A 7,293-nucleotide genomic window follows, 5' to 3' on the forward strand; every position below is an offset into this window, starting at 1 on the left:
AGCCTGTAGGTTTATTGCACTTACTCTTACTATGGGACATTCTGATAAAGGCAACTACACTGATAAAGGCAACTACAATAGGTAGATTATACAATAATGGTGTTTCCTTAGCAATTGAGCCGTGCAATGTCCTTGAACATAAGCCTAGATATCCTGATTGATAGGCACTCGGCTAGTTTGGCGAAAAAATTAGCCCCAACTGGGTAAGTCCTACTTGCTTTCCTAAAATTTATGAGAATTCTGATTTATTCCTACAACTATTTTCCCGAACCCATTGGCATTGCCCCACTGATGACCGAACTCGCTGAGGGGTTAGTGAAACGAGGACATCAAGTTCGGGTGGTTACGGGTATGCCTTGGTATCCTCAAAAAGAAGTCTATAAAGACTACCAAGGAAAATTATACTGCACAGAAGTTATCAACGGTGTAGCGATTCAGCGCAGCTATGTCTGGATTCGCCCTGAACCCAGTTTAATCGACCGATTATTATTGGAAGTTAGCTTTGTGGCGACGAGTTTTGTCCATGCTCTAAAGGGTAAACGCCCCGATATCATTTTCTTGACAGCACCACCACTACCGGTTGCCGTACCCGCAGCACTCCTAGGATGGCTACACCGGGTTCCAGTGGTTCTCAATCTTCAGGATATTTTACCAGATGCGGCTGTACACCTGGAAATTCTGACCAATCCCAAGCTGATTCGCATCTTTTCGATTTTGGAAAAATTTGCCTACCGGACAGCGACCAAAATTAGTGTTATTGCTGATGGGTTTATTAAAAACTTGCAGAAGAAGGGAGTCAGTGAAAGCAAAATTGAGCTGATTCCAAATTGGGTGAATGTTGATTTCATCAAACCTTTACCTAAAGAACCGAATGCATTCCGTCAAGAGCATGGACTCAACGGCAAGTTTGTGGTGATGTACTCCGGGAATATAGCGCTAAGTCAAGGCATAGAAACCGTTATCCAGGCTTCGATTCGCCTGCGCCACATTCCCGAAATTGCCATTGTCATTGTGGGAGAAGAAAAAGCTTTAGAACGATTGCAGCAAGAAGAAGCGAGGGCGCTGGTAGAATGGCAAATTGAGATCCAAAAGAAAGCGCGATCGCAGCTAAAAGCGGAAGCCAAAGCCTTGCAACAACTCCAGCTATATAAACAAACCTGTAAAGCCACCAATGTTCTTCTGCTACCGTTTCAACCTCGCGAAAAACTCCCGGAAATGCTAGCCGCCGCCGATGTGGGCTTGGTCTTGCAAAAGCACAAGGTTATTGACTTTAATATGCCCTCAAAAATTCCGGTTTTGATGGCAAGCGGTCGTGCCATCATCGCCTCGGTGCCAGCCGAAGGTACAGCCGCCAGTGCCATTCAAAGCAGTGGCGGTGGTATTAGGGTCAAACCCGAAGATCCCAAAAATTTAGCCGCCGAAATTTTGGATCTCTATCTCCATCCGGAAAAAGTCAAAGCTTTGGGTGAGAAAGGCAGAAAGTATGCCGAAGAAAATTATGCGTTTGACCGAGCGCTTGATCGCTATGAACAACTCTTTGCTTCCCTTCAGAAGCGTTGAGATAAAATGGATTCAATACCTATAGTATAGAGTCAATCTTAGCCTTGAGGAGTTTTGTGACCGAATGCGGGATCAGGTTTTAACCTGGCTAGACGATAATGTTCCGACAGCCCGGATGCAGCACATCCTGAGGGTTGAGCAGATGTCGATAGAATTAGCTCGACATTATCATTTAAATGTGGAGCAAGCCGCTCAAGCCGGATTGATGCATGATCTGGCTAAATACTTTAAGCCAGAGCGACTTTTGCGAATGGCTAAGGAGGGAGGTATCGATATAGATCCAATCTGTGCGGCAACTCCCCATCTGTTACATGCTGATGTCAGTGCTATCGTGGCTAAAGAGCAGTTCGCTATCCAAGAGGACGCTGTACTCAATGCGATCGCGCTGCACACGTTAGGAAACCCAGAAATGAGTGAGATGAGCTGCGTTGTGTTTTTAGCCGATAGCCTGGAACCAGGTCGTGGCAATACACCGGAGTTAGAAAATTTGCGGAAAATTGCTCGCGTTGATCTGCACAAAGCCGTTTGGCTAACGTGCGACTACTGTGTCAAACACCTGCTCAATACCCGTCGCCTGATTCACCCCCGCATGATCTTAACTCGGAACTGGGCGGTGCAACGCTTTAGCCAAAAACCAGAATTGACTCAGTAGGTCAATGGACATCAACCGAAAAATGTTACGTTTTATAAAAAATCATCAAACTCTAACAAATGACAAATGACAAAAAACAAATGACAAAAGATCAATTTCAACGCTCATCTACCTTATTTGTCAACGACAATCAAGAGCAAAAAACTGGACCCGATTTGGCATTAACTATTGCTCAAGCTGCCGATGATCGCAAAGGCGACAATATTGTCATCCTGCGCGTGGCAGATGTTTCCTATATTGCTGATTATTTTGTGATTGTAACAGGCTTTTCACGGGTACAGGTGAGGGCGATTTCTCAGTCGATTGAAGATCAAGTGGAAACGACTTGGCAACGGCGTCCTCTACGAACCGAAGGACAAGCCGATGGAAGCTGGCTGCTTCAGGATTACGGTGAGGTGATTGTTCACATTATGCTGCCCCAGGAACGGGAGTTCTATAATCTAGAAGCATTTTGGGGTCACGCCGAATATGTTGAATTCAATTCGCAACAATCCTAACCTGAACAAATACTATGAGGGAATCGTCCGTTTCTTTCTGTCCCGTACCGACAGAACAACAACCGATTCATGAGTACCAACAATTAAAAGAGTCTTGGTTTTTCCGTTGGGCGAAGCTAGAATTGAGAAATTATGGACTCAAGCTGGCTTGGGTTTGGGGGTTAAGCTGGTTAATAGCTGGTCCAGTCGCCGCCGCTAGTTTTGCGCCGCACCAGCATCTGGTACAGTTTATTTTGGCGGGTGGCGCAGGTGCTGGCGTGTTTTTGATATTGGTGTTACTGAGACTGTACTTAGGTTGGTCTTACGTGCGCGATCGCTTATCGACCGAAACCATCGGCTATGAAGAGTCCGGCTGGTATGATGGTCAAACCTGGACAAAGCCGCCAGAAGTCCTGAGTCGCGATCGCCTGATCGTCTCCTATCAAGTTCAGCCCATTCTGCAACGCCTGCAACGAACATTGGGCATTATCGCTATTCTGATCATAAGTGGCAGCTTGCTATGGACTCTTTCTTGATAATTTATGGTTTGGTTTTTCCTCAAAACGATTAACTGGGTTGGTGGAAATAAACCCAACACTATTAATTTCTGTCAATATTCCCTAAACTCTTACAAATGACCAATGACCAATGACCAATGACGAATAACGAATGACAAGGGTAAAACGTAATCAAGCACCAGCGATCGAAGTCCGTTTACTCCGGGAAGGCATAGCCGAATCCATCCACCACGCTCAAGCAGTCCTCTGTGACGAGCGAGGGCGTGTGCTATCTGTAGCGGGCAATTCAGAAACATCAACCTTTATTCGTTCGGCACTCAAACCGTTTCAGGCTCTGGCAGTTACCACAACGGGAACCCTGGAACGATATAATCTTAACGACCGGGATTTGGCAATTATTTGTAGTTCCCACCAAGGTCATCTGGAACAGGTTCGTCAGGTTTTTAAGATTCTTTGGCGCTGCGATGTTGACCCATCAGCCTTGCAATGTCCTATTCCTCCGGGTAAGCAAAGTGCCTTAGAATACAACTGCTCTGGCAAACATGCAGGTATGCTTGCTGTCTGCCGCCAACGCAATTGGTCTATTGATAGTTATTTACAGTACAATCACCCCGTTCAACGACTCGTTTTGAGCAAAGTCGCGGAATTGATGCGGATGCCACCAGAAGAGTTGATTTTGGCACACGATGACTGTGGCGCACCGACGTATTTTTTGCAACTCGCTCAAATCGCCACCCTCTTTGCTCAACTCGCTTCTGGTGACAATTTGGCAATGGAGCGAATTGTTCGGGCAATGACCCATCATCCTACCTTAGTGGCAGGAGAAGGAGCATTTGATACAGAATTAATGCGATTGACTCAAGGTGAACTGGTGAGTAAAGCTGGATCAGAAGGGGTTCAATGTATCGGTCGTGTGGGTGAAGGACTCGGTATGACAATTAAAGTCATGGATGGAGCCAAACGCGCTAAATATGCGGTAGCGATTCAGCTTTTGAAGCAAATGGGTTGGATTAGTCCCGCCGTGGCGGAAAGTTTGGCGGAAACCTTTATGCAGCTAGGAGAGTTCAAGCGTTTAGAGGTTATTGGCGAACTCTCGATGAGTTTTTGAATTGGGCCATTTGTCTTATGTCCTTGGTCATTTGTCCTTTGTCCTTTGTTTGTACTACCGCACCTAGGCTTTTTTGCTTGGAGTTGCCACATTTAGGAAATAGGTGTTATGCTGTTTAAAGCGACGCGGGATAGAGCAGTCTGGTAGCTCGTCGGGCTCATAACCCGAAGGTCGGTGGTTCAAATCCGCCTCCCGCCACCAAATTCAAAAGGTAAGCCCTGTAAACGATTGAGTTTACAGGGTTGTATTGTATATATATTGGGCGGTTTATAGATCCTAAGTTCACAGCTAGATCAGGGCGCACGTCGGTGCTATCCTACCGTGTTTCAGGCGATCGCAATTATCGGGGCTATCTGGGGAAAGGGAAGACGCGATCGCAATCCTCACCCATATCCCAAACGCGATCGCACGCTGGGAATAGAGAAGGTGCGATCGCGTGGGAGTCCAGGTATTTTTAGGGGCGGGTTTAGCCGCTTAATTTTGATGTTTGTGATCATGTTCCAACAAAACCCGCCCTGACTCAAAATGGAGGTGTGTTTTAGGCGATCGCGCTTTTGATCAGGGATTGGCGCAAATTGGGAGAGAGAGGTGCGATCGCACGCTGGGAGACTATCACCTTTGATTCAGGTGTAGGGGCGACCCGCTTGCATTAATTAACAACGGTGTCCGCTTAATTTGATCGGGTCGCCCTTTATTCAATTCCAGGTGTCAGAAGGTGTTTTTTGAGCGGTTATATGGGTTCCTTGATAGGCTTCCATCGCACTTTGGTGGAGAACGCTTTTATTCCTGGTGAGATGGTGTATCTGGGGAAAGAGAGGCGCGATCTGCTGTAGGCTCTACTCGAAGAGCGATCGCACCCTGGGGATAGAGAAAGTGCGATCGCGTGGAAGTCCAGGTATTTGTAGGGGCGGGTAATGGTGCTTGATTTTGATGTTTGTGATAACTTTTCAACTCGCGCCCGCCCTGACTCAAAATGGAGGTGTGTTTTAGGCGATCGCGCTTTTGATCAGGGATTGGCGCAAATTGGGAGAGAGAGGTGCGATCGCACGCGGGGAGACTATCACTTTTGATTCGGGTGTAGGGGCGACCCGCACCGCATTAATTAACAACGGTGTCCGCTTAATTTGATCGGGTCGCCCTTTATTCAATTGGCGGTGTCAAACGGTGTTTTTTGAGCGGTTATATGGGTTCCTGGATAGGCTTCCATCGCACCTTGGTGGGGAATCGCTTCTATTCCTGGTGAGATGGTGTATCCGGGGAAAGGGGAAGGCGCGATCGCCTCCACAAAAACAGCGATTCGGTAGGGTGTGTTAGCGGGGAGTTAATCTTTGCCGAAGTCGAGTAAATTTTATTCCCCGCGTAACGCACCGAAACCTGATTGATTTTATTCTTGGAAATTTGGTGCGTTACGTCGGGTTTTTTAATTGACTGATTAAGTCTGAAATTGATTCCCGACTAACGCACCCTACCACTTGCGCCCTTTGTTTGGATTAGCGATACAATTTCACTAATCCTTTTCTGACCGCTTTTTGAAATACAGTCGGAATATGTAATCGAGATGTTCGATGAGGAGCTTTGCTGTTAGCCATATCAACAGTAACGCGACCGTTGTGTACCTGAATGTGAGTATGCACTCCGAAAGATACCCCTGTTTCTCCTTCTACTCCGATTAAAGAACCTGCTTTAATCGTTTTATTCTTCAAACTTTCATCAACTGAGCCTTCAGCAAAATGCCAGTATATGAATGTCTTATTCAGTTCAGAGTTGAAAATTGCAACTGTTCCATTGTATTTCCAAACCTTATTTCGTTTTGCTTCTGTGTTTTTCTGATGATATGGCAAAACTTTTCCATTTTTGGCTTCGATCACTTCTCCGCCTACTAACGCATAGACTTTACCATCTACTCCATGACCATCTATAGAATCAGTGGCGTAACGATTTTTGTGATACCAATCGTATTCAGAACTTATAGTGTTACCAACATTATCTTGATACAAAGTATTCAAGTAATCGGCTTCCTTGTAAGTGTAATTTGGATTGGGTTGATATGAATCTTCATGCGGATCTTCAGTATTCCGTTTCACCTTCGCTGCCTCGGGAATAATCATATCCCAAGTTTTTCGCCAACCCGAATCTTTCCGAATGAGATGCATTGACCCATTATCATTGACCCGATAAAACTCATGGTCACCTGTATGGCGGTCATAGAAAAGTAAATTGGTCTTACCATCACCGTTAAAATCACCCGGAATAATCATATCCCAAGTTTTTCGCCAACCCGAATCTTTACGAATGAGATGCATTGAACCATTATCGTTCACTCGATAAAACTCATGTTCGGTGACTATTTCACTATTGTTAACAGGTTCATCAGTAGCGACATCCGTTGACTCATCAGTTGTGGGTTCGGTGACTATTTCACTATTGTTAACAGATTCATCAGTAACAACATCAGTTGATTGTTCAGTTGTCGGTTCTGTGACTATTTCACTCTCATCGACTACAATCTCATCGGTTGAAGATTCTCCGACCAATTCATCGGTTAATAGTCCGCCATCATCAGGCGTATCCGGCGTAATGTAAGGTTCGGCATAATCAATCAACGCTTGACCCAAATCCGTCTCCCGCCAATCCTTTCCAGAATCAATTACCTCATCTATTAAAGCGGCTTCACCCGTCGCCCCGCGCACTTGGAAAATAACATCGTTATAATCCCCATCCGACTGGGTATCCACCCGCAAATCTTCCATCACAAAGGTACTTCCATCCCCGGTGACATCGGCAATTTGCCCCACATGAAACGCATCATCTGGATTCGCTGTCGCCATGGAAAATAGAGGACGCGCCGCCCCTCCCACATCGGGATTATCAAACACCCGTTGCACTGTATTATTGGGAACCAGCATGAAACCAAACTCATCCCCTGGACGCATTTGGACTGTCTTAACTCCCAAATACTCTCCAGAATTTCGGTCACTT

10 protein-coding genes and 1 tRNA gene are annotated in these 7,293 nt (G+C 45.9%); 7 read left to right on the forward strand and 4 right to left on the reverse strand.

The window, feature by feature from the left end; genetic code table 11:
- The first annotated feature begins 231 nt into the window (after positions 1-231).
- The 7 genes from RIG27_RS26165 to RIG27_RS26195 all read left to right on the forward strand — a co-directional run bounded on the left by RIG27_RS26165 (position 232) and on the right by RIG27_RS26195 (position 4,772).
- Entirely contained in the window at positions 232-1,560 is a 1,329-nt protein-coding gene (locus RIG27_RS26165; RefSeq protein ID WP_446350086.1) for a glycosyltransferase family 4 protein, read from the forward strand.
- 64 nt (positions 1,561-1,624) lie between these two features.
- Positions 1,625-2,212, forward strand: coding sequence for a bis(5'-nucleosyl)-tetraphosphatase (symmetrical) YqeK (yqeK, locus tag RIG27_RS26170; protein ID WP_446350088.1), 588 nt, complete (start codon positions 1,625-1,627; stop codon positions 2,210-2,212).
- A gap of 80 nt (positions 2,213-2,292) precedes the next feature.
- On the forward strand, positions 2,293-2,709 hold the full coding sequence (gene rsfS, locus RIG27_RS26175; RefSeq protein ID WP_446341049.1) for a ribosome silencing factor: 417 nt from the start codon (positions 2,293-2,295) through the stop codon (positions 2,707-2,709).
- Positions 2,710-2,723: 14 nt separating this feature from the next.
- Complete coding sequence (locus tag RIG27_RS26180) at positions 2,724-3,224, forward strand: CGLD27 family protein (protein WP_446350090.1); 501 nt, start codon at positions 2,724-2,726, stop codon at positions 3,222-3,224.
- Between the two features lie 133 nt (positions 3,225-3,357).
- Positions 3,358-4,314, forward strand: a complete 957-nt coding sequence (locus tag RIG27_RS26185) for an asparaginase (RefSeq protein WP_446350092.1) — start codon at positions 3,358-3,360, stop codon at positions 4,312-4,314.
- Positions 4,315-4,438: 124 nt separating this feature from the next.
- Positions 4,439-4,515: transfer RNA gene (locus tag RIG27_RS26190), tRNA-Met, on the forward strand.
- Between the two features lie 107 nt (positions 4,516-4,622).
- On the forward strand, positions 4,623-4,772 hold the full coding sequence (locus RIG27_RS26195; protein ID WP_446350094.1) for a hypothetical protein: 150 nt from the start codon (positions 4,623-4,625) through the stop codon (positions 4,770-4,772).
- Between the two features lie 322 nt (positions 4,773-5,094).
- On the opposite strand, the gene RIG27_RS26200 is transcribed toward RIG27_RS26195, so the two are convergent.
- The 4 genes from RIG27_RS26200 to RIG27_RS26215 form a co-directional block, all read right to left on the reverse strand.
- Entirely contained in the window at positions 5,095-5,265 is a 171-nt protein-coding gene (locus RIG27_RS26200; RefSeq protein ID WP_446350096.1) for a hypothetical protein, read from the reverse strand.
- A 35-nt stretch (positions 5,266-5,300) separates the two neighbouring features.
- Entirely contained in the window at positions 5,301-5,462 is a 162-nt protein-coding gene (locus RIG27_RS26205; protein ID WP_446350098.1) for a hypothetical protein, read from the reverse strand.
- Entirely contained in the window at positions 5,459-5,599 is a 141-nt protein-coding gene (locus tag RIG27_RS26210) for a hypothetical protein (RefSeq protein WP_446350099.1), read from the reverse strand. Before RIG27_RS26210 ends, RIG27_RS26205 begins: the two co-directional genes overlap by 4 nt.
- Positions 5,600-5,804: 205 nt before the next feature.
- Positions 5,805-7,293: DUF4114 domain-containing protein (locus RIG27_RS26215; RefSeq protein ID WP_446350101.1), on the reverse strand; the 1,489-nt coding region annotated here is incomplete at its 5' end.

This window comes from Coleofasciculus sp. F4-SAH-05, from assembly GCF_040222985.1.
In the GTDB taxonomy this organism is placed as follows: domain Bacteria; phylum Cyanobacteriota; class Cyanobacteriia; order Cyanobacteriales; family Coleofasciculaceae; genus Coleofasciculus; species Coleofasciculus chthonoplastes.